At 45.7% G+C, this 22,268-nt stretch carries 18 protein-coding genes; 11 read left to right on the top strand and 7 right to left on the bottom strand.

What is annotated here, in order from left to right; all coding sequences use genetic code 11:
• Positions 1-8 precede the first annotated feature (8 nt).
• The 7 genes from DFR28_RS06170 (at position 9) to DFR28_RS06140 (ending at position 8,431) form a co-directional block, all read left to right on the top strand.
• On the top strand, positions 9-3,179 hold the full coding sequence (locus DFR28_RS06170; protein ID WP_113953477.1) for an efflux RND transporter permease subunit: 3,171 nt from the start codon (positions 9-11) through the stop codon (positions 3,177-3,179).
• A 751-nt stretch (positions 3,180-3,930) separates the two neighbouring features.
• Positions 3,931-4,485, top strand: a complete 555-nt coding sequence (locus DFR28_RS06165; RefSeq protein WP_113953476.1) for a hypothetical protein — start codon at positions 3,931-3,933, stop codon at positions 4,483-4,485.
• A gap of 131 nt (positions 4,486-4,616) precedes the next feature.
• Entirely contained in the window at positions 4,617-5,426 is an 810-nt protein-coding gene (locus DFR28_RS06160) for a hypothetical protein (RefSeq protein ID WP_113953475.1), read from the top strand.
• Between the two features lie 115 nt (positions 5,427-5,541).
• Positions 5,542-7,020 carry an apolipoprotein N-acyltransferase gene (gene lnt, locus DFR28_RS06155; protein WP_281268377.1) on the top strand — a complete coding sequence of 493 codons (1,479 nt, stop codon included), beginning with the start codon at positions 5,542-5,544 and terminating at the stop codon, positions 7,018-7,020.
• Between the two features lie 291 nt (positions 7,021-7,311).
• Positions 7,312-7,617 carry a hypothetical protein gene (locus DFR28_RS06150; protein WP_113953473.1) on the top strand — a complete coding sequence of 102 codons (306 nt, stop codon included), beginning with the start codon at positions 7,312-7,314 and terminating at the stop codon, positions 7,615-7,617.
• A gap of 42 nt (positions 7,618-7,659) precedes the next feature.
• Entirely contained in the window at positions 7,660-7,854 is a 195-nt protein-coding gene (locus DFR28_RS06145) for a hypothetical protein (RefSeq protein WP_113953472.1), read from the top strand.
• The gene (locus tag DFR28_RS06140; RefSeq protein ID WP_113953471.1) at positions 7,847-8,431 is read left to right on the top strand and encodes a CBS domain-containing protein; all 585 of its coding nucleotides are present in this window, start codon (positions 7,847-7,849) and stop codon (positions 8,429-8,431) included. The genes DFR28_RS06145 and DFR28_RS06140 overlap by 8 nt, the downstream gene beginning before the upstream one ends.
• Before the next feature lie 153 nt (positions 8,432-8,584).
• Here DFR28_RS06140 and DFR28_RS06135 read toward each other — a convergent pair whose 3' ends face one another.
• Entirely contained in the window at positions 8,585-10,753 is a 2,169-nt protein-coding gene (locus tag DFR28_RS06135; protein WP_113953470.1) for a winged helix-turn-helix domain-containing protein, read from the bottom strand.
• A 268-nt stretch (positions 10,754-11,021) separates the two neighbouring features.
• Between DFR28_RS06135 and DFR28_RS06130 the strand changes: the two genes are divergently transcribed.
• The 3 genes from DFR28_RS06130 (at position 11,022) to DFR28_RS06120 (ending at position 13,669) form a co-directional block, all read left to right on the top strand.
• On the top strand, positions 11,022-11,876 hold the full coding sequence (locus tag DFR28_RS06130) for an alpha/beta hydrolase (RefSeq protein ID WP_113953469.1): 855 nt from the start codon (positions 11,022-11,024) through the stop codon (positions 11,874-11,876).
• A 3-nt stretch (positions 11,877-11,879) separates the two neighbouring features.
• The gene (locus DFR28_RS06125) at positions 11,880-12,758 is read left to right on the top strand and encodes a TolB-like translocation protein (RefSeq protein WP_113953468.1); all 879 of its coding nucleotides are present in this window, start codon (positions 11,880-11,882) and stop codon (positions 12,756-12,758) included.
• Between the two features lie 209 nt (positions 12,759-12,967).
• A complete protein-coding gene (locus DFR28_RS06120) occupies positions 12,968-13,669 on the top strand; it encodes a hypothetical protein (RefSeq protein WP_113953467.1) in 702 nt (233 codons plus the stop codon).
• A gap of 15 nt (positions 13,670-13,684) precedes the next feature.
• On the opposite strand, the gene DFR28_RS06115 is transcribed toward DFR28_RS06120, so the two are convergent.
• From DFR28_RS06115 to DFR28_RS06090, 6 genes are all read right to left on the bottom strand, one after another.
• Positions 13,685-14,938 (bottom strand): S8 family peptidase, encoded by a 1,254-nt coding sequence (locus DFR28_RS06115; RefSeq protein ID WP_113953466.1) that lies wholly within the window; start codon positions 14,936-14,938, stop codon positions 13,685-13,687.
• A 41-nt stretch (positions 14,939-14,979) separates the two neighbouring features.
• The gene (locus DFR28_RS06110; RefSeq protein ID WP_113953465.1) at positions 14,980-15,666 is read right to left on the bottom strand and encodes a hypothetical protein; all 687 of its coding nucleotides are present in this window, start codon (positions 15,664-15,666) and stop codon (positions 14,980-14,982) included.
• Positions 15,666-16,256 carry an RNA polymerase sigma factor gene (locus DFR28_RS06105; RefSeq protein ID WP_113953464.1) on the bottom strand — a complete coding sequence of 197 codons (591 nt, stop codon included), beginning with the start codon at positions 16,254-16,256 and terminating at the stop codon, positions 15,666-15,668. Before DFR28_RS06105 ends, DFR28_RS06110 begins: the two co-directional genes overlap by 1 nt.
• 225 nt (positions 16,257-16,481) lie before the next feature.
• A complete protein-coding gene (locus tag DFR28_RS06100) occupies positions 16,482-17,198 on the bottom strand; it encodes a hypothetical protein (RefSeq protein ID WP_113953463.1) in 717 nt (238 codons plus the stop codon).
• Complete coding sequence (locus DFR28_RS06095; RefSeq protein WP_113953462.1) at positions 17,195-19,615, bottom strand: glycosyltransferase; 2,421 nt, start codon at positions 19,613-19,615, stop codon at positions 17,195-17,197. Before DFR28_RS06095 ends, DFR28_RS06100 begins: the two co-directional genes overlap by 4 nt.
• A gap of 13 nt (positions 19,616-19,628) precedes the next feature.
• Entirely contained in the window at positions 19,629-20,387 is a 759-nt protein-coding gene (locus DFR28_RS06090) for a hypothetical protein (protein ID WP_113953461.1), read from the bottom strand.
• A gap of 812 nt (positions 20,388-21,199) precedes the next feature.
• On the opposite strand from DFR28_RS06090, the gene DFR28_RS06085 reads away from it, so the two are divergent.
• On the top strand, positions 21,200-22,180 hold the full coding sequence (locus DFR28_RS06085; protein WP_113953460.1) for a helix-turn-helix domain-containing protein: 981 nt from the start codon (positions 21,200-21,202) through the stop codon (positions 22,178-22,180).
• The last annotated feature ends 88 nt before the right edge of the window (positions 22,181-22,268 follow it).

Genomic DNA, 22,268 nt, shown 5'->3' with positions numbered 1-22,268 from the left:
GCTATCTCATGAATGATCACTCCAGCAAACCCAACTCTATCGCTACCCAAGACACGTCAGAATCGTTGGTTTCCAAACTGATTGCATGGTCAATGGCCAATCAGCTGATCGTGTTAATTCTGTGCAGTGCGCTCGGCATTTCAGGCTGGATAGCGCTCCAGAATACTGCGCTCGATGCGGTGCCAGATTTGACCGACACACAAGTCATTATTCGTACTGACTTTGCCGGTCAGAGCCCGCAAATTGTCGAGGACTTAGTCACCTATCCATTGTCGACCAACTTGCTCGGGCTACCTAAAACTAAAGACGTGCGTGGCTCATCGATGTTTGGCACTAGCTTTGTTTACGTCATATTTGAAGACGGTGTTGACCTTTACTGGGCGCGCTCTAGAGTGCTAGAAGCGCTCTCTAGCTTGGGCTCTCAGCTACCGGATGGTGCCGTACCGAAACTCGGACCCGATGCCACTGGGGTAGGTTGGGTCTATCAGTACGCACTGGTGGACAAAAGCGGCACAACCGATCTAGCCCAACTGCGGTCATTGCAAGACTGGTTTGTTAAGCTCGAGCTATCGGGTGTGGACGGCGTGTCTGAAGTTGCGTCTGTTGGTGGATTTGTGCGTGAATATCAAGTGTTGATCGACCCTAATCTTCTACGCTCATTCGACATTCCATTGCGACGCGTGTCCGAGGCGGTAACCGCCGCGTCAAGCGAAGTAGGTGGGCGTGTCTTGGAGCAAGGCGAAACCGAATACGTGATCCGCTCGTCAGGTTATGTTGACGACAAACGTGATCTCGAACAAGTGGTTCTAACCGCCAGCGATGGTACCCCGGTTTTATTGTCTTCGGTCGCGCGTATTGTCGAAGGTCCGGCACTCAGACGAGGAATAGTTGAGCTCAATGGCGAGGGCGAAACGGTCGCGGGTATTGTGATCATGCGTGACGGTGAAAACGCCTTGGATGTGATCCGCCGAGTTAAATCTAAGCTTTCTGAGTTGCAAAAAGGGTTACCGGCAGGAGTCGAAATTGTCACCGTATACGATCGCACACCGCTCATAGAGGGCGCAGTACAGTATCTCAAGGAGAAATTACTTGAAGAGAGCTTGGTCGTTGGGCTAATCATTCTCATATTCCTGTTGCATGTTCGCTCTTCGTTGGTGGCTCTGATCACTTTGCCATTAGGCGTACTCGGCGCATTTTTAGTTATGTCATACCAAGGTGTTACCGCAAATATTATGAGCCTGGCTGGCATCGCTATCGCCATTGGCGCTATGGTTGATGCCTCGATAGTGTTAGTTGAGAACGCAAGTCGTCGTTTAGCAGAACTGGGTTCAAAACCAAGCAAAGCGTTAAGGTATCAAGTTATTTTGACATCGGCGCAAGAGGTCGGCCCCGGAATCTTCTTTTCATTGCTGATCATAACGGTGTCTTTTCTACCTGTATTTGCATTGACTGGCGAGAGCTACCGACTGTTCAGTCCGCTGGCCTTTACCAAGACCTACGCCATGGCCTTTGCGGCGATTCTTTCAGTCACGCTGGTGCCGGTTCTGATGCTAGTGCTCATGCGGGGTAAATTTCGACACGAAAGCGCCAACCCAATAAATCGACTATTTGTAAGTCTTTACCGCCCCATTCTAGCAACCGCATTACGTTTTAAATGGCATACCATTGCCATTGGACTAGCGCTCGCGGTAAGCGTGGTAATACCGATCAAATACATTGGTTCAGAGTTCATGCCTTCGCTGTACGAAGGCGAACTATTGTATATGCCGACCACATTACCCGGCGTTTCCTCAACGAAGATGCGCGAAGTACTCGGGCAAACGAATAAAATTCTTATGTCGATGCCTGAAGTCGAGCGTGCATTTGGTAAAGCGGGTAGAGCCGATACCGCAACCGACCCAGCACCGCTCACCATGATTGAGACCTGGATCAAACTCAAGCCTAAAGAGACATGGCGCCCGAATATATCGGTCGATGACATTGTCGAACAGTTAAACCAGAAGCTACAAATCCCAGGCCTGGTGAACTCGTGGGGATACCCAATTAAAATTCGTATGGACATGGTGTCAACCGGAGTACGAACGCCAATCGGCATAAAAGTGACCGGCGACAATTTGCTCGAAATCGAGCGTATTGCGCGCCAAATAGAAGCAGTCGTAAGCGATATAAATGGAACGCGTTCGGCATTTGCGGACCGAGTACTCGGTGGAAAATACCTAGAAATCAAGCCAAACCGAGCCGAACTTGCGCGGCGCAATATTGATATGAGTGTGTTTCAGACGGTTATTCAAACCGCGCTTGGTGGCATGAAGTTATCCCAGTCAGTCGAAGGACGGGAACGCTACAATATTATCTTACGCTATGACCGTCAGTTCCGCGAAACAGCCGATGATTTGCACCGCATCTTAGTCCCCACGCCAACTGGAGCACACATTCCCTTAGGCGAGGTTGCTAGCATCACCTTCAGCGAAGGACCGCCGATGATTCGCTCTGAAAATGCACGGTTAACCGGTTGGGTATTTGTCGACATAGCTGGGCGGGACCTTGGTGGCTATGTTAGTGAAGCCCGCGATGCGGTTAACAACTCAGTCGACCTACCAGCTGGTTACGCGGTTGAGTTTGCCGGACAGTATGAACAAATGCAGCAGGCTCGCGAGCGACTAAAAATCGCGATTCCAAGTGCAATAGCGTTGGTGTTGTTGTTGCTTATGCTGCATTTTGGCCGCATTGACCGCACGTTAATTATCATGTTGTCTGTGCCATTTGGATTGATCGGCGGGCTCTGGACTGTATGGCTAGCAGGCTACAATCTTTCGGTGGCGGTAGCGGTCGGGTTTATCGCTCTTGGCGGTATTGCGATCGAAACAGCGATCATCATGTTGCTCTATATTGACGCACAAGTGAGAGATGCTGTGCCACAAAATATAACTGAGTTGCGTGATGCTATAAGTCAAGGCGCGGTAATGCGAGTTCGCCCTAAGCTAATGACCGTTTTGACTATTCTGCTCGGCCTAGCACCAGTGTTTATTAGCGATGGCCTTGGCGCAGATATCATGCGGCGAATTGCGTTGCCTATGATCGGCGGCATGGTATCGACCTTGCTACTGACTTTGATTGTGATTCCGACCATCTATTACCTCTGGGTTGGTCGACAATTCATTGATGGTCGTACTGTTTGAACTCCGGGAACCTAGTTAAGCATGATTGGTGGACTTTCGAAGAATTAGTGTTCGACTTGCATTAGCTTTAAGTATGGTGTAGGCGCGACGCGTAATACAAAGATTTAATGTGTTTCTGTGTTTGAAAAAAACGTTAGAAATTCAAATAATTCTACATGGTTTTAGATTCTTGGGCATCGCGTTAATTTTATTTAAAACAGTCTCTCCAGCGCCTTTATCTAATACGGATTTGTAACTTCAATTCTACCGAATCGATTGGTGATGTTGGTTAAAGTTGTAATCAACTCGCACTTAGCGCGAAATCAAAATCACGTCATATCCAATTCTGATGCATGTGCAAAGGCCATCTTATAATAGACGTTTGTTTGAATAGTGCAGGCTAACCGTTTTTACTGGCTGGCCGTTGAAAAGATAAAGTTTACACGGTACCTATTAGGTAAGTTATTGATTTATTTGTAATAAAAAAGGAATTTTGGGGTTGCATAAGCTCAAGATTATAAAAAAAACACGAAATTGCTCGAGTTTTATCATTAACAGCGATAAGATAATTTGGCTAGATTAAGTAAGAGTACTCTGCTTGTAGGTCGACTCGATCAAATTGATTTTTTGGTCTTGTAAGCAGATTAAATACTCTTCGTTTTTGACTCAGGTGTGACTGGGTTTTTCAGGTTAGGCTGAGTAAAAAGCGTTATGACTTAATTGAGCGACAGTTTGGTAAAAAACTAATTTCATTAAATAAGGGGGCTTTAAAATGAAAACAATTATTTCCAGAATTTTTCTATCTAAATCTATTCTATTACTATGCCTTACGTTGGTCGCATCCGGATCAGCGCTTGCTGCAACTGATGGAGCAAATGGTGGCGCCTGCATTGCAGCTAACCAACTTCAAAGCTCTGAGCTACAGTGGAATCACGCTAGGGTAATAAATCCTGCAGGGAATACTCGCTCTCGCTTTGTTACCTGCACAGCAACCACTGGTCCTCAGATGGTTGCACCGCTCGGAGTTTTAAACTACTCGATAATAGAAACTGGGTCGCTTTATGCATATTTCGCTGAAGGTTCCGCACCAGACGCAGAAGTTTCATGTATTTTTAGGGAAATGGCAGTGACTGCAACCACTGACGTCGCCAATGATTCCGTCGTCAAAACAATAACCGCCGATGGTCCAACTCCAAATGTAACACACACTACGTTTGTGGCTCTTGATGGCTTAGATCTTATGAGTACTACATCATTCACTGTTACATGTCTGTTACCACCAGGCACTGGTATAAACGCATTTGGCGTTACACACTCTCTTCTTTAGGTTGTGAGTTTCGTTACTGCCAGTGAAAAGGTATTCGCTGGCAGTAAGAATTATAGTAAGTGAGCATATACTTTGATGCCATAGATAGTGCTTTCGTATAGCTCACAGTGGTATCCATAGGTAGGGGTGTTATGAGTCGAAAACAAGTTATTGCTTCAGTAGTGTCGCTGCTGATCGTAGTGAGTGTCGTAGTTGTATCGTTGATTCCATCAACTAAGCCAACCGAAATTGCGTTAGATAGAAATACAAACCTAAGTGTCGAACATTCTCAAGTAGACACTATCCATAGTAGCGAAAGGGCAGAGAGTAACAGCGCTTTAAATCAAGAGGTTGCTGAATTGAGATCTGAGTTGTCAGACGTCAAAAAGGGTTTAAACGAACTAACGAGGTTGATCGATCGTTTGTCTAGTTTAGATGCTACCTCCCCACTACCAAGTGATCTGATAGCAAGAGCTGAACTGGCTGAACTATACTCACAGCTCGCTTCGGATCCAAATAAAGCACAGAAAATAAATGACTACGCAGAATCGTTGCTGCGTAATCGGGATGTGTTAACCGAACAATACTTTAATGGTCTTCCCGAGGATCCCGAATGGGCAATTGAATCAGAGACATTTATCCTGGATGCGTTGTCTGCAGGTCAGTCGGGCTTACCTGTAGCGGAAGTAGCGGCGTCTCATTGTAAAGCCGGTGTCTGCAAAGTTTCTTTAAGCCTTCCTACTGGGGCGTCGGACGGGGTAGATGCAATGCTTGCTGAGCATAACCTCTTATTGGCATTGTCCTCAAAGTTTCCAAAAGCAAGAGTGAAAAGTGTGAACCGTGGGGGACAGATTATGCTTGAAGGCTATATAAGCGAATCACAAACGGAGTTACCTGAAGATTTTGGTATTTTGAATGATGGAAAAGTGACGGCTCAAGAATTAAGCTCAATTATCAATTAATAGTTACTTTGGGTGTGATACGTATTGCTATTAGCTCGCTCACAAAGTCAAACTGGGTGAAAAGAAGCCTGTCTCTACTTAGTAGCAAATTTTGACGACTCGCAGTAACAACCTAGTGCTCGCGGTCTGGTCGATATTTGCGGTTATCGGACTTGCAGTAATTTTTGAGCCATTGTCTATTTGGCCGCTAGCCTTTGTTGGCTATGTACCTTTATTGAAAATTTGTGAGAAAGCTAAACCAATTTTGGCGTTCTTTGTGGTGTTCCTTATCGCGTTGATTTTAGAGAACATTTACTTTTTCTGGATTTATCAAGTTCAAGTATTCAAGCTAATGCACGCGAGTATATTGGCTCCGTATTTTGCCGTTTACTGGGCTATATGGGCGGCCATCGCAAGTTATATATTACGCGCTAGATTTTCTTTTGTTACGACGCTTATAGGCATCTCAGGCGCTTGGGTATTGATGGATTACATCATGGCAAACTTGAGCTTTTTGGCTTTTCCTTGGAACACGCTAGCGCATTCTCAATTTGACAATAAGTGGCTACTTCAATGGGCTAGTGTGTTTGGAGAGTACGGTATTGCATTCATCGTAATAAGTGCAAATGTCATTATTTTTTACGCCGCTAGGTTATCAAACAGAGTGTTGTTAGTCAGCGCATCTGTCGTAATTTCGATTCATATTATTGGCGCATTTGCTTATGTAGTTCAGCCGCAGCCTGATCTGTTTGTTAGGATTGCGTCTCTACAACCTAGTTTCGGTTTAGCTAAAGTTCATTCGGAACAGGACCCAAATCAACGGTTTCGTCGTTTATTGGACTTAACGCTCGAAGCAGCCAGCTATGATCCCACACTTGTAGTTTGGCCAGAAGGCGCATTGAGGGGGCGAGGCATTGCCTCAGATAGTCGTTTTTCACAAATTCAACAATTATCATCAACTGGCAACGTATCCATATTAACTGGGTACGCAGAGGATGAAAAATTCACTACCAGCACGGACTCAAAACCTGAACAGTATAATCAAGCCATTTTAATTTCATCCAGCGGCAAGCCTATAATTTATAGCAAACAGTTGCTTATGCCGTTTGCAGAATACCTTCCTTACGACGATATTATTGACTGGCCGACCTGGTTTGTATCGATGAATTCAAATTTGAAGCCAGGAGATAAAGCTGTCGAGATGAGGGCTTCGGGTATCGTCGCAAGCACTATAATTTGTTGGGAAAATCTCTTTACTAGATTTGTACGCGAGGGGCTATCTAGAGACACCAACCTAATTGTTGACCTCGTGAATGACAACTGGTTTGGAAAGACATCCGCGCCATATCAGCATAATATTGCTTCCATTTTCAGGGCAGTTGAATTTGGAGTTCCCGTAGTTATTTCATCTAATACTGGTCCTAGTCAGATTATAGATGCACACGGAAAAGTGATTGCTAGTGCCTCAGATACGTTTAAACAAACATATATCGTGGCTGACGTGCCTCTGAGATCTACCAGAACAATCTATTATTACATTGGCGATGTTTTTGTATTATTCCAACTCCTATTTCTAGTCGGTTTATTTGTTAACGACAAGTTAAAATTAAAATAGAATCGTAGCCTTCGCAGTTAACTAGTTATGACTATCCGATAGTTGAGGGTTGACCACCTGCCATTCGGGCTTCGAGCAATATAATAGAATACTGCTAGAATCACTGATCTGAAATTATGTGATAGGACTCAAGAGTGAGGGATAACTAACCAAGCTATACTTACCCAGGTACGAGTCAATGTACAGAATTAGCGACAATGAAATATTAGTAACTTTCGATTCGACTTAGTTGATATGCTCATACAGTGGAGTTGTTGACGGGCTATGTGCTCGATAAATTATAAAACTCTGATGGCAAGAACATTTCTTTATTTCGCACTACTTCTTGTCTCCAGCGCAAGCCATGGGGAAGGTGCGCGATACTCTGAATATTCCCTAGTCAATCAGAGTTCAGTCTTCTTAGACGATGCTCAGAACGCAAAAGACATTGAGTTTGATGACATCGACGAGAGTCATATCAGCGAACCGCAAGCCTCATTGCGGTACATCAAATCCCAGTTGGTCTTCAAACAACTTCCTCACCTCAGCGAAAACCAACCACTTAAGCTTCATTCGATAAGGGCACCTCCAAGTAATATTGTTTTACAGCATTCGTAAATAGATCTCACACGATTAAAACTTTATTAGGAGGGCAATCTGATGATTGTTTCTATAGCCTGTGGTTACAATGCCAATACAGGTAATACTCAAGCGGCTCAAAACCCGAGCCCATTTTCAAATTACGATTCGCCAATTAGTCATTTAAACCGACGATTAGCCAAGTTGCATCAACATCGTCAAGCATTTGACAGACTTCGTGAACCAACAATCTTAGGAGCAAACATCCATGAGTAAACTGAAATTTTACCCAGCGTCAGATGTTAGTGAACTAGCATGGCCTAACGAAATTCAAGATATTTCAATGGAGACGCGAGCGCTGGAATTTTTGACTGATTTCAAAGTTACAAAACCGTTAGTGATCGAGTCGTCTGTATCGGCAATTGATGTTAAGAATCTGATGATTAAATCGCATGTGAAGCTGAAATTTGTAATCAATGAGGGCAATCAAATTCTAGGCGTGATCAGCACCGAAGACTTAGAAGACCAAAAGCTGTTGCAAAGAGCATCTGACGGTTTCTTGCGTGAAGACATTGTAGTCACCGACATGATGCGCCCTAAGAGTGAGTTAGTTGCACTGTCGTATAAAGAGCTTGCAAACGCCACCATTGGCGATGTGATAGAAGTACTCAAAGACAGCGGCCAGCAACATTGCTTGGTTATAGATCAGACACTTAAGCAAATCAGAGGCATTTTTTCGGCCAGTGATATATCTAGAATGTTACAGCTGTCGATTAATATTCAAGATAAGTCCAGTTTTTATAAGGTATTTTCAGCAACCGAAAAACGAACTGCGATTGACCATATCAGATGACACTGTGTCACTTTTGAAGGGCAGTCGCCCCGTGGTTTGATCAAGCCCGCGTAACATGATCGTGATGAGGCCGAATAGTTCGGCCTCATCCAAGCAGATAACGCCGCTTTGGTTTACCAAGTTAGCGCGCCCATCGAGATTGTATTTGCCAACTTAATCGCTTAACACGAGTTCAACCACTTCCTTTTTCGCCGCAACTTCAATAGTCATTAAAATATCCGTCTCATTAATATCTGTCAGGTAATCGACGTCTTCGGGTAGCGCGCCTAATACCTCCAGCGTATCCGTATTGAGATCATAAGACCAAAGTTGATTGTCGGTATTGATGGCGTAAATCACATTGCCAGTTATCACAAACGATTTAGCCTTAGATTTTTGTCCAAGCAACGCTTCGATAAGTCGATCTTCAGCGGCGCCAGGTTGCCAAAATTGGTCAGATCGATCTTTATAGATCAAGCGCCCATCTTCACTTCTAAGTGCCCACAAAACGGTCTTATCGGTTAGCTGCCTAGTTACTAGGCTATCCAAATCAACCTCCACAAGTTTGAATATACCGCTGACACGTGAGATCAATAAGGCGCTTTGGTTTGCGCTATCCCATTGGAGAAGTCGAGCCACCGGATGTTGTAATTGATAAGGTATTTGCTTGCCATCCAGAAACACTTGAGTAAGCACATTGTTGGCACTTACTAAAAGACTCCGGCCGTCAGCCGCCCAATCTATTCCTTGAATATACGTATCAATTGGAAATTCGGTAAGTTGTCGTGGCGCACCGTGCCCATCGCTAATCCAAACCTGTTCCTCTCCGGAACGCTCCGACCAGAATGCAATTAACTCACCACTGGGTTGAAAAACAGCGTAATCCTCACCTAGGTTTGATCGCTCGAAACTTGCAGTAGTTCGTGGTTGTTGTGACTCGGCGCGAGCGGTTACCTCAATAGAGTTTGTCTCGATTACCTCGCTCAACGGCAATGACACGATATCACTGTCGTACGGGCCTTTGATCATCAGCATACGTTTGCCGTTCGGATGAAACTGTGGCTGTACCATTCTTTCCGTAAAAGCTAAGCTAATTTTGGTGATTTTTCCGGCATATGAAAGAGTAAAAAGCTGTCTACCGGTGCTAAAAACGAGTTGCTCATTTAACGGATCAAAGCTCGGGTAGATCGAACGAAAATTGGGTATTTCCGGCGTGCTTTCTATTTTCTGGCTTGAGATGATCCGCCCATCAGGGTTGAGTAATTCAATGTATTGCTGGCCATCATTGTGAATACTGGTAACGGCGATTACATCATCTTTAAGCGAATAGGCAAAGTGGATCAAATTCCCATCTTTGAGGTCGTATATATCGGTGCTGCGATTTTTGTTTGGCGAATAGCTGATTAATTTCCACCGATTTGAATGCTTTTGCAATAACGCAATATCGTTATTGTTCAGCCATACCGGGTTCTTTACCACTGAATTTTGACATTGCATTAAGGTGCTCGGTTGCTGTGGGCTTTCCACTGCCTGTGCAAAATCTAGACTCATTAAATTGTAGCAACTAGACTGGGTTACCGGTGCGCTACACGCTTCAGTTGCCAAAAACACAAGTTTCTTGCCGTCATTAGAAAAACTATGGCGTCCGTAAGCGGCCCACTCTTGGGTCAACTGGATCTCTTTTTGCGTGCTAATGTCCTTTGCCCATAATTTATTGCCACATTGTTTGTCCAGATAGCGGTGGAACACGATGTATTTACCGTCAGGCGTATACGTTGCATCGAATTCTTTGTCGTCAGTGGCGGTCAGCGAAGTTATCTCCTCAACGCTAAATACGCGATTCTGCGTATGTGAAAAATACTGATAGCTAATAGCACCTATAGTAATTATTGTCGCCACGATTGAGCCCAGAATGAAGACTGGTCTGGTTCGCTTTGAGCCTTTGTTCGGGCTGTTTCTTACATTATCTTGATGCGTGTGGTCGACCGTATCCCGAGCATCTTTAGAGGTTACTAAGCTAGGCTTAGCTTGCCATCGAACAGCACAGTCTAAGCTGTAGCCTTGTTTAGCATGAGTTTTGATAAGCACTTGAACTTTACCATCGTCGCCGAGTGCTTTTCGTAGCTGGGCAATGCTTCTCTGTAGTGTATTCGGAGATACCACCGTGTCTTTCCAAACCTGTGCTAACAGCTCGTCTTGGCTTACCACTTCTCCCTGGTTTTTAGCCAAACAGGTCAGCACCGCCAAAGCCTTGGGCGCAATAGTGCGAGTTTGCTTGTTTTGCGTGATTTGGTTTCGGGATAAATCAATAAAAAACTCACCTACCCAATACTGTGCCGACATATTACCTCTAACTAGGGTGAACGCTTATACGTAAATGTAAGTCTAAACATGAGAACTTGCCTGAGTATAACGCTCAATTATTTTTGAACATACCATCGTAACCAGTTGATATATATAAGACCAAACTGGATTCAGGTGGAAGTCAGACAGAAATCAGCATAACTTCAGGCATTTTTGTTTCGCCCCGTCTAAGTTTGACCCCTCTAGTTTATATACAAAACACTGGCTAATTAAAAGTTGGCGTTTCACCAGGGAGAATTAAATAGACATGAAAGAAATTTCGATATTAGCGATTTTGCTTCTACTGCTACCGTCTGTAGCTGCTGAGGGGAGTGAATATAATCCCTATGAAATGCCGAGAACCCAGGTGGTGCCGGTTTATGAATCAAGCTCGAACCGACAATATGAATTGTTGATAAAATTACCCGAAGACTATGCAAAGGACTCCAATAAAAAATACCCAGTAATCTATTTTACTGATGCCAAGTGGCATATCGATGCTTTGTCCGCCGCCGCTGAATATTTGATGGAAGACGTCATTTTAGTTGGTATCTCTTGGCAAAAGAACATCGACAAGAATTTGGTGAAAGAGTTTGGTGAACACGTTAGTCGGTTTCGCGACTACTCAATGACACCATCTGCCAACCCCGAGCGCCAAGCTAAAATTCAATTTGGACAAGCTAACAATCATCTAGATTTCATTCGCAACGTTGTCATCACCAAAGTAGAAAACAGCTATCGAACTGATCCTAACAACCGCACTTACTTTGGGTACTCAGCCGGTGGAAAATTTGGCGCCTATATACTATTCACACAACCCGACACGTTTAAAAACTATATCCTAGGAAGTCCGTCGTTAAAGAGAGATATTCCAGCGATCTCCGAACTTGCGTCTAAGTCTAAAGATAAAAACTTAAACGCTAATGTGTTTGTTTCATATGGCATGCTAGAGACGCAATTGGGCGAATACACGGAACAGTTTATTAATATATTGAAGAGTACAAGCGATAAGAGTTTGTTGTTAACCAATGTCGTGGTTGAAGGGGATCATCAGGCCGCATTCCCAATGACGAGTATCCGTGGCGTTAATTGGTTATCAGGCTTAACCGCTGGCAAGGAGTAGCGCATGAAAAAGTTTTATCTTTATCTCGCACTGCTGCTTACAGTGAATGCCGAAAGCCATAGCTTCGATCAGCTCCCAGCCCGGACTGGCGCTTATCTTGGGCAGCGACCGCCTGGAATAACGCCTGAACCTTTCGCCCCAAGCATAGTTACTACAGAAAATTGGGAGTATGGAGGCACTTTCACACCGGAACTAAATGAATTTTACTTCATCAGAGAGGTCGCCGACGTTGATGGCGTCAAAAAGCAAGAGTTTGTGGTACTCAAAAATGATGGAAGCCAATGGATTGAGACAATTGTATCTCCAAGGGTAGGGCAACCATTTATCTCGCCAAGTGGCCAGACCATGCATCTGGGTAAAAAGTATATGGAACGCAACGAGGCTGGATGGTCTGAGGTGAAAAGGCTCGGTTCACCATTTGCGGAAATACGCATCATGCGTCTTACGGCTTCCGCTAAAGGAACGTATGTCTTTGATGAAATAGGCTCATCTAATGGCGATGGCATAATCCGCTATTCAAGATTCGTGGACGGTAAACGCGAAGCGCCACGGCCACTGAGTAAAGAGATTAACAGCGGAAAATTCAATGCCCATCCGTTTATCGCAGCCGATGAGTCATACATTATTTGGGATGGTAGAAGAGAAGGTGGGTTTGGTCACTCTGACATCTACATAAGCTTTCGACAGCAAGATGCTTCATGGAGTGATGCCATTAACTTGGGTGATGAAATAAACACCTCAGCGTGGGAAGCATCTGCTAGCGTAACGCCGGATGGCAAGTATCTATTCTTCAATCGAAAGATAGATTCATCGCCACAAGGTAATGTGGATATATTCTGGGTCGACGCGCAGATCATCGAAGCGCTGAGACCTAAGCAATGACCAGCCAGAATCTACGTTATTGATAGTCGTCCCGAATCACCGCTGTGATCCCGACCACAGCGAACAACATGACTAGCACCTTCGAATTTAGCCTTTGGTTTTACGAATCGGATTAGCTCTACGCTTTCAATTACACGCAGTCTAAACTAGACTCCTGTGCAATATTGGCATCAAGCCAAGACTCAGAGAAATACCGTCGGTCCTCATGCATGCAAGTACGTAACGTTTTATCCTCAATCACCTTTGTAGTTTGTTTTATCATCGTCAATACCGCGCGAGCGGACGTCATAGAGTTCACTGGTGGCCTGGAATCGGGCCGCTTTATCGATGGCGTAAACCTCACGAGTAACTATCCAACAGTCGCTCTGTCCGGTGAATGGTCTGCAAACGGTGGAGGCTTTGCCGCGCTCTCATGCTTTGCTGGTGAGAACGTTAATCGAGTAGTTATTCAGCGAGGTTGTGACGCCAAACTTGGCTGGTTCACTCCACTCAATGAACGCCAGGCGATTAGCTTCGCAGTTTCTCGACACGATTACTCAAGTTCAACTCTAAAAGGGTGGGAGTACACCACGGCCAGCGCTAAATGGCATTTAGGCAAGCGTTACACGCTAGCAGTAAAGGCAACTGACTCATTGCTAGGGCAGGGAGCATCTGGAGTAACGACCTCGTTGCAATTTTCTCAACCATTACGTGATAACTGGCGACTGAAGCTCGAGGCCGGCCTAACCTCGCTACAGAGCTCCGCGCCAGTAGACTCTCTGGAGTACGGTCAGCTTGGCATTGAATATGCCCAATCACGTTGGACAACGGAGTTAAAGTTTATGCTAAGCAGCTCAGACTATAAGCGCTTCGTTAAGCTGAATATTGAACAACCGGAAGTCGCGATAAACGTTCGTTATCGAATCTACTAGGCTGATATTTAAGAGCTAATAATCTGGGGTTGCAGAATCTAATTTCTTAGCTAACTCGTTGGCGAGTTGATGTAGGTTGTTGGTGTTATTACGACTGAGTTGCGCAAAGAGCTCAGGTGTGCAAATCTTCTTATTTAACTGTTCTTCAACTTGTATACATAGCGCCAATATACCGCTGGTATAAGCCGCTGCAACCGAGTGGCCCTGCATAAAGTTGGCACGTTTTCGAGGTGCAGCCACTATTTTTTCACCGGGCGCAGAAAAAATCTCTGTCTGGTCCTGATTGAGGGAATCAGCGCGAACCGTCACTACGCCAGTTGAGACTGACGGAAAGCGATCGGTGGCTAATCGGGTCGGGTCAAAAGCAATGACCACTATCGTGCCCTGTGACACAATCTGTTTCACAAGCTGATCTAGTAATTCATCTTTGGGGCCAGACAGACTCAAATTTAGAATGTCTGCCTCGTTGCTCATCGCTACCGCGTCCAAAGCGCGCGCGAGAGTTAGGGTGTTGCAATTTGTAGCATCACGTGCCCCAGTATGACTCTCTGCGCGCTCCCAACAACCTCGATACGCCGAGAGGCTTGCGCCAGGCGCTACGCCAGTAACGCCAATATCACTGGTTTGATCAGCGACAATTACTCCAGCTACTGCGGTTCCGTGTACATCAGTAGTGGCTGGATAGTTCTCATCATCAACAAAATCAAGGTTTTTAATGACCTGCTTGCTAATTTCAGGATGGGTATCGTCCACCGCTGAGTCCACCAATGCGATGGCAACTCTACGCCCATCAATAGATGGGGGCAGTTGCAACTCTGGCGGAGCGAGTAGCTTTGTTAGGTTAGAAGACAACTTCGCATCGATGCTAGCGAGTTCAACAACGGGTAATATTTCGGCTCGTAACAGCTCGAAGCTGTTTGATGCTTGCACTGACTTCACATTAGCGTCCGATCTTAAACGATCCAAGGTTAGCGCTTGATCGCCATTAATCGCCGCGACCAAACAGTAAACCCCAAGACTTTCTATAAACCACTCTGCACGAATGGCCAGATCATGTTTATCGGCTACGCGTCGGCTAGCGCGCTTGAGTTCTAAAGCATTGCGATAATGACCATCTCCCGAGTATTGATCACGTTGCCAACCTTTAAGGCGTTCAGGGCGAGGGTCATTGAGCACCACAACCCACTCAGAAGTCTGCGGTTGAGCATTAATTGAAACCGACGATATACCAACCACAATAGCTAATAAAACTTTGCTATATATATTCACTTATCAATACCGTTGCTTTGCGTGTAATTACTCACACTTGTTTAGTTATTGTACGAGATCAGACTGACCTGTTTGAAACTCGCTACGGCTTCAAGTTGTGTTAACTGTTGGTCAGACAGCGGAGTCGACGATGCAACGATCCAGGCCGCGCCGGCACGGCTAATCAAGGTAAGCTGATATTGACCAAAAAGACGAGTCAATTCAGCCGCCGGCAATTCATTCACAAGCCACACTTGAGCAACTCGGCGAGCTTTAACCAAGTCATTAAAATCCGCCTGAGTCGCACTTTGTGGATCACTTAGTAGCGTGAAATCAGAAGTAGTCGTAGTCACCTCGGTCCCAACCAACAGCATGGCGACAAACGCTAAGCTAGCGGCGATGCCAGCGCCAGCGAACCAGTTCCGACTAACAACCCTGAAACCAGTTTTAGAGTCTTGGTGTTGCTGAATAGCAGCGTCGTCTTCTACCTCATCTAGTTTCGCGAACAGCTTCTCAAGCCCATCTTCGCTACTAGTAACTTCGTGCTCAGCGCTGGCGTGCTCAAGTGAGTGCAGGGCATCTCGCAATTGACGTTCTTCATCGACAGCTCGCTTAAGCCTTGCGTTATTTGCTAACTTTTTTTCAAAGTCGGCACGTACTGTATCGTCTTCAATGTGACCTCCGACATAGTCGACAATCATAGATTCGCTAAAAATATCACTATGTTCACTCGCTTTAATATTTTTCATCAATGAGCCCCCAGCATTGAATAGCCGACCTCTAAGGTTGCTTTAAGTTTTTTTCGCGCATGAAATAACCGCGTTTTAACGGTGTTTTGAGGGCAAGCTAAGATGACCCCAATTTCACTTGTGCTGTACCCATGAAAATACATTAATTCAATAACGGCCCTGTGATGTTCCGATAACTCCGCCATTGCCGCTTGCAGTGTTTCAGCTTGCGATACATGGGAATCAGTCTCGAACTCAAGCTGTTGTTCGACTGCGCTCAGCTGCGCGTGCTTGCTTTCTTTTCGTGAGTGAGCCATACGCTGCCGATACGCAATGGAAAATATCCAAGTCGACACCTTTGACTCGCCTCGAAAACTATTTGCCTTGTGCCAAATAGTAAGCATTACGTCGTTATAGACTTCGTCGATTAATTTGACTTCGCGCATGCCGCGCAACAAAAAATTCCTGACCGGCCGCTGGTAGCGCTCATAGAGCTCAGTCAACGCCATACGGTCTTTTTTGTCTCCAATTAAATTCAAAAGTTTATCGTCTTCAATTGAGCGGTAGTTGTTATGTTGAGCTGCATCACTATCATTTACTCTGTCAGCCACGAGAATCCTGTGCTTATAAAAATTGTATTATTGTAGGCCTAGCCTGCCACTTCTAACAGCTTGTTATCAGTTAGTGCCTCGATCGGAGCAAATGGTTCAATAGGGATCCGAATTCTTGGACCTAGCAATCATTTGAAAGCGCAGCGCAACATCGGAAGAACATATCACACAGCGCAATGGGAATAGGGTGGGCTATGGTCAGGCATCACTTTAACCGGTCCGGCTCTAGCTCAAATTTTCCGCAAGCCAATCGAGCATTACCTCGGTGGCTTGACCTTTGTTCAAATGCCCATGAATCCCGTGCGACCCAGATGGGATCTCTGTGCTCGCAATAGATGCCGCATCAAGTGAGTGGTGCGACACAATATCGAAACTTACTTGGTCTTTAACGTTAAACCCTTGGCGCATCGGTATTGACTTAAAGGGTTGTAGGGCCAAGTCACTCATCGTTTGCTCGGTCGAATACAGCCCTTCATGACGCACTTCCGTTCCATAGCCATATTGTAATCCGGCAGTGAAGTCTAAGCTCCACAACTTGTCAGTAAACGCCATAATCGCCTGCTTAGCTATTTCTGGATAAACAACCGCTTGCTCCGAAAAGTATCCATCCACCATTGAACCCACTAGGATTGCGTTTTCGTCATAGGGTAAGTCTTTCGCATTAAAAAAGTCATGATCGTGTAAGCAAATAGGTAATTGAACACCACTTTCAATTAGTTGTTTGAGGCCAAAGTATCGTGCAAAAAAAGCATATTTCTCGGTGAAATTTGGCGGAACCTTTAACTCTATGGCGCCGGGATAATCCAAATTAGTTAAAATTATTTGCTGACTCCCCATGCGCTGTTTTAAATAGCAATGTAAGTCGAAATAGCGTTTCAATTCGGCTTCTCTCGCTTCTCCAGCTGCTGGCGACAACCAATATGAACATACGTAGGTAATCATACATCCACCATCAATTCACGAAAACTCGTCGACATTTTATGTAACTTGTCAGCACTCAACAAACATTCTTCCGTTATGCAATCAGCAGCCGTTAAAAATCCTGCAGATGTGATCAAATTTGCTTGGAACTTAGGCGACTCAATAATTTGAATATCGTCGCCACCTGTTTGAAAGCTTTCGAAGTTGGGAAGTGAATTATAAATCGCTGTTTCAAACTCCAACTTGCTATCAGTTTTCGCTATCAGTACCAATACATTGGGGAGGCCGTGCTTTACTGACTGACGCAATAAGCTTGTCAGCATATCTTTAGACGATGCTGTTTGAATGATCCTCTGAACACCTAAACCAGTTAGAACCTCTGAGCCAAAAGGGATAGCGGAATACAGGTAAACGGTGTCGTAGCCCCAAAGTGGGCTCTGTTTCTCGGTTAGAAAGCGCGCGTAATTCGCGCTGGTATTAACCTCTCCGAGCGTCTGCGAAAAGTGTTGTAAAATTTGGCTGGTATCCAAGCCTAGCTCATCCCATCCAATAAGGTAGTTTCGAATACGATCTTCCCATGAGTTGGTATAAGTTGGTGAATTAGGGCGGTCAAATCTATGTGTCCAACGTAAGAATGGTAAGCACAGAGCTCTGCCACCGCGTTGACGGAATTTTTCATGAATATAGCCTTCTTCGCCGCCAAAGCCGCGAAACTTTAGATTAAAGCCTGGCCACTGAGACTTGACACAAGCAAACAGTCCAAGCCCTTGCATTGGTATTTCAAAGGGCGGGTTGTCAGAATTGCCACCTTGCGGATTACTACCCCAACGCCCGTAAAAACCGTCATACCAATCTGCGGTCATGTGCGTACTGAAGTTATTGTGATCGTCGTAATAAATTGGGCCGTGTAGAATATCAGGAGAATTTGGATTCGCATCAAAGTAGTCGATCAAACGGCCCAATGAGCCCGTGTGCAGAAATACATGACAATCCATACAGAGAACGTATTTGCCTTTTGCTTCCTGAAACACTCGTTCACGAATGGCCGTTCCACGATACTCTTGCGCAGCAACATACCGAATCTGTTTAACTCGCTGAGCCAAGCCGCGAACCGCTTCACCATGTTTAGAATCTGGGTTGTTGTCGATGATGAGAATCTCAACGTCGTTCAAGTGGTCGCGGTGATACAGCACCAAGCTCATTACACTAAAGTAAACGCCATCGTAGTCGTCGTGGGTAGCCATACCAATCGTAAGCTTTGGCTGAGGTGACGGGTAGGGGGATGATGCTTGTGTCGTCAGGGTTTGACAGTTGCTCGTTTGGCCTACTTGAGCCGACGTCTCTTTTTCGGCGCTTGCTAAGGCTACTTCGTGCTCAATATCACCTAATGCCACGCGCACGTCAGTCTTGACGCTGAGATTCAACTGCGGCGCTATCAGGTCATTCAGACATGCAATAGCCTCTTCACTTCGACCTAACTTATGCCAAGCGTGTGCTTTTAAAACCTCCGCTGTATACCTATAAATATCAGGTTCGTAGTAATCCACCGAGACGGGTCGATCCATGTCGGCTATCTCGGCCGTGAGCCGAGCGGCGGAGCCATAGTCTTCTTCGGTATAGTGTAATTCAGCGAGCCGCATCAGTGGTTCTGCTCGATCGGGCATAAGATCAAATGCCGCTTGCCAGTGATAGATTGCGCGAACTAGGTTTCGTTGAGCGGAACAAATCACGCCAGCTAAATAGTGAGCCGTCCATGAAATTGTGTCCGATGCCATTAAGTCTCGAATCGCCTCAAAGTGCAGCAACGCTGGTTTAAGCTGACCATTCGCAAGTTCAACCTTGCCTAATAACAACGATAGCTCAGCACTTCGCGGGTATTTTCCGAGTACCGAATCGAGCAGAAACCGGTTAACTACACGATCTTCAAGCAAGCTTTGTGATGGCGTATGACTGCGTACTGCGCAGCCTGATACCTGAACCGAGTTGTCGCCATTTGCGCTCGGATACTCTGCCACCGGATAGCTAAATGTTACCTTAGCGTTGGCGCTAAATAATCTTGCCTCGGAGGTGACCGATTTACCTCTTTTTATATCGAGCAAGCCAATGTCAGCAGCTTCAGGAATTTGCAGCCTCGGCGTAAAAACACAAAGTTCTTCGTTTGCATCGAGCATTAAAACCCAATCGGCAGATAGTTGTGCTTCACGCAGTAATGCGCATTTTGCTTGGCCGTAGTCATTTTTAGCATTGCCTACGAAATGACCTTCGACCCCCGCGAGCGCGTTACGGATAAGACCCTCTTGTTGCGCTTCCAAGCTTTCACCGCTAATGATCCAACGGTCAATAAATGGCTTAGCAGTGAGCAACGAGGCTTCAGATATTTGCGTATTTGGCTTGATGAATATGGCAAGACAAATTGCTTTAGATATTGATTCAGGCATCGACTCAGAATAGTTAGCTGTTGGCCGGTGATGGCGTCGTAGTCGGGGCACTAGTCGTAGTCGGGGCACTGGTCGTAGTCGGGGCACTGGTCGTAGTCGGGGCACTGGTCGTAGTCGGAGCACTGGTCGTAGTCGGGGCACTGGTCGTAGTCGGCGCACTGGTCGTGGTCGGAGCACTAGTCGTAGTCGGAGCGATCGCCTCGCAAGCACCTGCATTTGAATTAATTGAAAAATCAAATGAGCTGCTAGAATTACTTATGTTGCCTACTGCGGTTTCAGCGCTAGGGCTAAGGTCGACGGTACCCGAAATTGTGACACCTTGTCCGCTGCCAGTAAAAGCATTGCCTGACACCGCGCCTTCGATGATGATCTTTGGTTCCGCAACAAACTCTAAATCAACTGTAAACACGCTGCCGGTGATGCTCATTGTCAGACATGCGCCGCCCAAATTTGGCTCACTCTCTTGTGCATAGGCAGTCCCAACGAAAAAATCAAGAATACCATTCGTTTTTTGACTAGTGTTATTAACAACTGGCGTTAAGCCAACATTACCAGCAAGCACTACGGAGACGACTGAAGTTTGTGCGTGGGCCGGCAATATCACTGCATCGAGTAGTGGTTTCGACCAATTACCTACTGTTGCCGCCGCCGTTATTCCGCTACCGGCCAAAATAGTGCGCACCGCTTTACGTCGATCAGTAGCGATTGGCTGTGCATCCGCTAGTGAGTTTTGCGCGGCATGATGGGTCGGTTTATTTGAATTCTTGTCCATGTTTTCATTTGTCTCAGGTTATCCACTGACATCGTATAGTTTGCCAGTGAGTGGTTGTTTAGATGAGAGTGCTTTTGAATAGTACTTACGTCCGAGCCTGGTTCGAGGTTCGGCAGTTATGTATTAGTGTCGGAGACTGTCGGTTCGGTTCACTTGGATTAATTTTTTTGTAAATGCAGCGAAAAAACACCAAACACAAAGCCAGTCGACTTAGAATTAATGGCGAATGAAGCTTATCGAAGTTATCTGGCTTTCTTACAGCGCAAAAGTGACCAACTTGCCATTCTCTAAAGGAATGATAAAGAACGTTTCGACTTAAAAAACTTCGAGAGCCCCCACATCACAGAAACCGTCGCTGAAGTCACTACACAGGCGGCAACAATGCTGTTATTAATAGCCGATAGAACGCTGCCGAGGACCGCTGCGTTTCCGGTGACGCTGGTATTCCGTAGTGTCATTTTGCAGTGTCATTTTGCAGTGCCATTTTGTAGTGCCATTTTGTAGTTCGTGCGTAAATTCGACCGCAACATCTTGTCCATCTTCAAGGGCTTGTCCGCCCGTGGTTGCGATATTTTCCTACGACAGAGTGATTTGAAAAACGCAGCCTAAAAAGGGCAGGAATAATTGTGGCTGGCACGAGGTATGCAACACTTTTCGTTCTTCGCTATATCTTGAGTACTCGACAAGACTAGAGATCTGATCGAATGCCGAAACGGGCCGCCAAATAGACAATTGTGAGTGTAGCGGTTGCATGCGCCCAGATCTTGTGAGACGTTTGGTTGATCGACATATCAACCAGTACCTAATGGAATATGGAAGGCCGTCTGAACTACACCACTGAGCTGCGTCATCGCCAGCGTTTAGACACATCGGTATCTTACGTTTTGGAATCATTGGATCGATCGATCTCATTACAACAGGCAGCCGATTTTAGCTGCTACTCGCCTGCGCACTTTCAGGCTCTGTTTGCTGACTACTTGGGCGAAACATTCTTTGAATATGTGTCACGAAATCGACTTTTTCTGGCTGCTAGCAGGCTAACCAATACCCATGAAAAACTATTAGATATCGCCGCGTTAGCCGGATTTTCGAGTCAGGCGAACTTTACTCGTGCATTCAAAGATCGGTTCCGGCTATCACCAGCCAAGTTCAGAACTGAGCATTTTGGGGACTCATTCCCCCCGATGAATGAACGCATGCGATGTCGCAAGACGGCATTAGCGCCAACACTCGAGCAGCTACCACCTCGGCACCTGCTGATGTGCACCGCCCAAGGTTACATGTCATCTCGCTTTGATCACACCTTATGGAATGCTATGACCCAATTGTGTGATTTGCTTAGCGGTTTAAAAGGGCAATTAACCGTGGCAAACCAAGCAATTTACTTGGCACGCGACATCATGGACCTAACGCGTTTAGAGCAGGGCATCAAAATGGCGGCCGTTGAAGTATTAGATGGCCAAATACCCGATTCGATTAAAGATCATTCTATTCACGTTTCTGGGGGCTTATACGCTACCTTTGAACACCAAGGAATTCTGCCTGAGCAAACCTTAAACCTAAGCTTGTTCGATTGGTTGCCTTCCAGTGATTTCTCGCTGGATCGAACACGCCCAGTATTAATGCGATCGCAACAGATATCGCTCACGCAATTTATGCAGGCCACAGCGACTAACCATATTGGGTCAACTCAATGCGTGCTACGCGACGGTCTTGGCTTAAGTTTGGCGAAGATCGGAACATTTCAAGTACTCGTGAGTATTCCAATCTCAAGTGATATTCCTGCAAAATAGCCCCTTAACGACATTAGCGTTAACCAGCTTATAACCTGGTCAACGCTAATTTTTATGCTCGTCACTGCCGATCTCGGCTTACCGACAA

The organism is Arenicella xantha, from assembly GCF_003315245.1.
Taxonomy (GTDB): Bacteria; Pseudomonadota; Gammaproteobacteria; order Arenicellales; family Arenicellaceae; genus Arenicella; species Arenicella xantha.
The sequence above is the reverse complement of the archived record's forward strand: the minus strand, read 5'-3'. Positions and strand labels throughout refer to the sequence as shown.

Coding starts and splice junctions, on each gene's coding strand:
- DFR28_RS06170 (WP_113953477.1), top strand. CDS start 9: ATGAATGATCACTCCAGCAAACCCAACTCTATCGCTACCCAAGACACG.
- DFR28_RS06165 (WP_113953476.1), top strand. CDS start 3,931: ATGAAAACAATTATTTCCAGAATTTTTCTATCTAAATCTATTCTATTA.
- DFR28_RS06160 (WP_113953475.1), top strand. CDS start 4,617: ATGAGTCGAAAACAAGTTATTGCTTCAGTAGTGTCGCTGCTGATCGTA.
- DFR28_RS06150 (WP_113953473.1), top strand. CDS start 7,312: ATGGCAAGAACATTTCTTTATTTCGCACTACTTCTTGTCTCCAGCGCA.
- DFR28_RS06145 (WP_113953472.1), top strand. CDS start 7,660: ATGATTGTTTCTATAGCCTGTGGTTACAATGCCAATACAGGTAATACT.
- DFR28_RS06140 (WP_113953471.1), top strand. CDS start 7,847: ATGAGTAAACTGAAATTTTACCCAGCGTCAGATGTTAGTGAACTAGCA.
- DFR28_RS06135 (WP_113953470.1), bottom strand. CDS start 10,753: ATGTCGGCACAGTATTGGGTAGGTGAGTTTTTTATTGATTTATCCCGA.
- DFR28_RS06130 (WP_113953469.1), top strand. CDS start 11,022: ATGAAAGAAATTTCGATATTAGCGATTTTGCTTCTACTGCTACCGTCT.
- DFR28_RS06125 (WP_113953468.1), top strand. CDS start 11,880: ATGAAAAAGTTTTATCTTTATCTCGCACTGCTGCTTACAGTGAATGCC.
- DFR28_RS06120 (WP_113953467.1), top strand. CDS start 12,968: ATGCAAGTACGTAACGTTTTATCCTCAATCACCTTTGTAGTTTGTTTT.
- DFR28_RS06110 (WP_113953465.1), bottom strand. CDS start 15,666: ATGAAAAATATTAAAGCGAGTGAACATAGTGATATTTTTAGCGAATCT.
- DFR28_RS06100 (WP_113953463.1), bottom strand. CDS start 17,198: ATGATTACCTACGTATGTTCATATTGGTTGTCGCCAGCAGCTGGAGAA.
- DFR28_RS06095 (WP_113953462.1), bottom strand. CDS start 19,615: ATGCCTGAATCAATATCTAAAGCAATTTGTCTTGCCATATTCATCAAG.
- DFR28_RS06090 (WP_113953461.1), bottom strand. CDS start 20,387: ATGGACAAGAATTCAAATAAACCGACCCATCATGCCGCGCAAAACTCA.
- DFR28_RS06085 (WP_113953460.1), top strand. CDS start 21,200: ATGGAAGGCCGTCTGAACTACACCACTGAGCTGCGTCATCGCCAGCGT.